At 28.8% G+C, this 3663-nt stretch carries 3 protein-coding genes and 1 tRNA gene; 2 read left to right on the top strand and 2 right to left on the bottom strand.

What is annotated here, in order from left to right:
• Positions 1-312: 312 nt before the first annotated feature.
• Entirely contained in the window at positions 313-1455 is a 1143-nt protein-coding gene (locus tag CI949_RS18425) for a hypothetical protein (protein WP_290769093.1), read from the top strand.
• A 43-nt stretch (positions 1456-1498) separates the two neighbouring features.
• On the opposite strand, the gene CI949_RS18420 is transcribed toward CI949_RS18425, so the two are convergent.
• Positions 1499-2737 carry an NAD(P)/FAD-dependent oxidoreductase gene (locus CI949_RS18420; RefSeq protein WP_290769091.1) on the bottom strand — a complete coding sequence of 413 codons (1239 nt, stop codon included), beginning with the start codon at positions 2735-2737 and terminating at the stop codon, positions 1499-1501.
• A gap of 119 nt (positions 2738-2856) precedes the next feature.
• Between CI949_RS18420 and CI949_RS18415 the strand changes: the two genes are divergently transcribed.
• A tRNA-Leu gene (locus tag CI949_RS18415) sits at positions 2857-2943 on the top strand.
• A gap of 201 nt (positions 2944-3144) precedes the next feature.
• On the opposite strand, the gene CI949_RS18410 is transcribed toward CI949_RS18415, so the two are convergent.
• On the bottom strand, positions 3145-3663 hold a 519-nt coding region (locus tag CI949_RS18410), incomplete at its 5' end, for a proton-conducting transporter membrane subunit (RefSeq protein ID WP_290769089.1).

Raw genomic sequence — 3663 nt, 5'->3', positions numbered from 1 at the left:
TTATCATTGCTAAGTATTTAAGAGCAATTCAAAAAATTAAAGAGATAACTTGATTCAAACGGTGCTATTTAGATTTCACAACATTTGTCAAAGAGCCATTTTATTTAAAGAAAATACAGGAATTTGTCTTTGTGAGGAAAAAGTCTCCCACAAATGCTTTACACATACTCAGTTAATAAATAACTTTATTTTTTAAAAATATCTGTTAAAATAATAATATAAGCAATTATCAAATTCTTTATTAACTTTGTCTTAGTTATTAAGTCACAAAAGAGTCAATTTTATATTCAATTTAATAGGGGGTTAAATAAAATGACAGAAGAACTAAAATTGGAAACTTTAAAAGACCTTATTCAATGTCAGGATAGTCCCTGTATTTCAATTTACATGTCAACTAAGGCGGTGCACAAAGGAGAATTTAAAAAGCTAGAAATTGAGTTTAAAAATTTATTACAAAAAGTAGAAGAGAAGCTAAAAGCAGATTGGGGATTTAAGGAAAGAGAAATTAATAAATTATTGGAGTCAGCATTTAAATTGGCATCCGACAGTGATTTTTGGCAGCAGCAAAAAGAAGGACTGGCAGTTTTTATATCTTCTGAGAGTTTTAGAGTTTTTAAACTTTCAGTAGATACCTATGACAATTCACATGTTAGTTATAATTTTAATTTAAAACAATTAATTTCTGAGATTCATGACAGTCAGGAATACTATTTATTAGCTTTGAGCTCTAATTACAATCAATTATATCAGGTTAACAGAAATGATATTGAGGCCCTTGATTTAGAGGAATTACCTCTAAACATTAAAGAATTTCTTAATTTAGATGATGAAGCGGCCGAAAAATATCAATCAATAAATACAGCTGGAGGGTCTTCAGTTTTTCATGGACAGGGAGCAGCTGGCGATGATGATAATGAAGATCTGCTGCATTATTTAAAAGAAATTGATCGTGTTATTAATACTAAATTAAAAGATAAGAAAAATCATTTAATTGTTGCTGCAGATGATAGTGTATTTTCTCTTTATAAAAATATTAATAGTTATCAAGGTCTTTTAGATGAACATTTAAGCGGTAATGCTAAACAAATGAATAATAAAGAGCTTCGAGAAAAGAGTTGGGAAATTATTGGTTCCCATATTCATGATTATTTAGAGGATATAAAAGAAAGATATATGGAATTAAAATCGACTGATAAAAGTTCAGCTGACTTAGAGAAGATTGTTGAAGCAGCTCATTATGGAAAGGTTGATACTCTGGTTTTAAATAAATTAGCTGAAAAAGCTGGAGTTTTTGTAGAAGATGAAAATGAAGTTAAGCTGATGGAGAATACCAAGGATTATGATCTTTATAATTATGCTGCAGTTGAAACAATAAAAAATGGTGGCTCAGTTTATTCAATAGAAAAGAATGAAATGCCAGAAGAAAACGATATTCTGGCAATTTATAGATACTAAAATCTTAGATTCAAAAAGACTGCCTGAATTTTCCAGGCAGTCTTTATCTTTTTAAACGCTCTGAAATTTCAATTCCAGCTAGATAAGCAGTAGAAAAGGCTGCCTGCAGATTATAGCCGCCTGTATCTCCATCAATATCTAAAACTTCACCAGCTGCAAAAAAATTATTAATTATTCTTGACTCCATATTTTGAGGGTTAATTTCTTTTAAATCAATTCCACCTTTTGTTACCATAGATTGATGAAAGCCTGCTAATTTCTTTACTTTAAATTCTAAACTAGAAAAATGTTCAATGATTTCTTTTCTTTCTTTTTTATTTAGATGAGCTGCATTTATACTTCCATCGATTTTAGCAATTTCAAGAATTTTTTCGATCAATCTTTGAGCTAAAGGATATTTTATTAAAAGATTTAGTAAATTAAGTTTCCCTTCTCTTTCAATTTTTTTAATAAGATTATTTTCTAATTCATTTTTATTATAATTAAGCAATTTCACTTTTATTATATCACCACTTCTGATATATCTAGAATAGTTAATTATTCCGGGGCCAGAAAGCCCTCTATGAGTTAAAAGCAAATCACCACTCCAACTTTTCAGTAGGTTATTATCTCTAAACAATGAAATTTCTTTATTCCTTAATGAAATCCCACTCAGCATTTTAAATTTATAATTTTTTATAATTACAGGCGCAAGAGCTGGACGAGGTTCAATAATTTTATGACCTAAATCAGCAGCAATTTCAAATCCATCGCCTGTTGAGCCGGTTTTTGGAAAGGATTTACCACCAGTTGTCAATAAGAAAAATTTACTGCTATAATAATTATTAGATGTTGTTATTTCAAATTTATTTGAATTATTATTATAATTAACTTTTTTTACCTCTTCATTATACTTTATTTTTATATTTTTTTTATTACATTCTTTTAATAAAACATCTAATATATCTGATGCTTTATTAGAGGCAGGAAATATTTTTCCTCCCCGTGCCTTTCTAAATTTTATACCTCTATGTTTAAAGAAATTCATCAACATTTTATTGTCAAAGGTATATAACGGTCCTAACAAAAAATTAAAATTATCACCATAGTGGTTAAAGAAATTAGCTATATTACCCGCATGAGTTAAATTACACTGGCCAGAACCACTTATTAATAGTTTTTTTCCGGCACTATGATTTTTTTCTAAAATTAATATATCTTTGTTTTTATTATCTTCTGCTGCCTGAATTGCGGCAAAAAGTCCTGCAGGTCCAGCACCTGCAATGATAAGATCAACTTTCATAAATAAAATTCTCCTTTTAGGGTCTTATTTTCTTCTTTTTTAAAAATTTATAATAGATATTTAGAAGTTTTTAATTCTTGCTTTTAACAATTTTCTGTGTTAAAATAGATAATGTTGATGCCGAAGTGGTGGAATTGGCAGACGCGACGGATTCAAAATCCGTTGTCCTCACGGACGTGTGGGTTCGAGTCCCACCTTCGGCACCATTTGATAAAAAAATATAGATTCATAATGTGAAATCTCCTTTTTGAGGAGGTTTTTTATTAGCTAGGAGATTATACCTAATGGTTTGTTATGGATAATATTTATAGTTTCATAATTTCCGCTATCAACAAAATTTAACCTTACTGTATTACGGATTGTCCTAAGGACATTTTGTTCATTTTAATAAGTAAAATTCACGTAGATTAGATCTCATTTATTCTAGACATAATTGGAAAACAGATTAAATAGGCAATAATTAAATAGATTGAAGTTGTGAAAAAACCTCTCAAATAATGAAAATCAAATTGCTTTCCTAAATGAAGTAGAAATTCAAACATAGGGATTGAGCTTAAAGAATATTTTATTAAATGTTTGCTATTATAACCAATAAAAAATGGGAAGGCCATCAAAGAAAGAAATGATAAAATAGTACTAAATGTATTTGTTTTTTGTCTTAATCCACAGCATTTAAATTCAAAAATTGAAGTTGAATCAAACTCTTTAATCCAATCACCTGCACTATTAAATAAAGTTGATTTAGCAAAAGCATGAGCAATAATGTGTAATATTGCGCCATAATATCCAAAAATATTTCCACTGCCTATAGCAAGTGTGATAAAACCAAACTGACTAATAGAACTATAGGCTAAAACCAACTTATAATTCTTTTCTTCAAGAGCTTTGATTCCTCCATAATAGATCATAATCATACCTAGATAAAG

Source organism: Halanaerobium sp. (assembly GCF_003070835.1).
This window is presented reverse-complemented; position numbering and strand designations above follow the sequence as displayed.

What these genes read in the sequence shown, in the direction of transcription:
- CI949_RS18425 (WP_290769093.1), top strand. Translation starts at nt 313, where the DNA reads ATGACAGAAGAACTAAAATTGGAAACTTTAAAAGACCTTATTCAATGT.
- CI949_RS18420 (WP_290769091.1), bottom strand. Translation starts at nt 2,737, where the DNA reads ATGAAAGTTGATCTTATCATTGCAGGTGCTGGACCTGCAGGACTTTTT.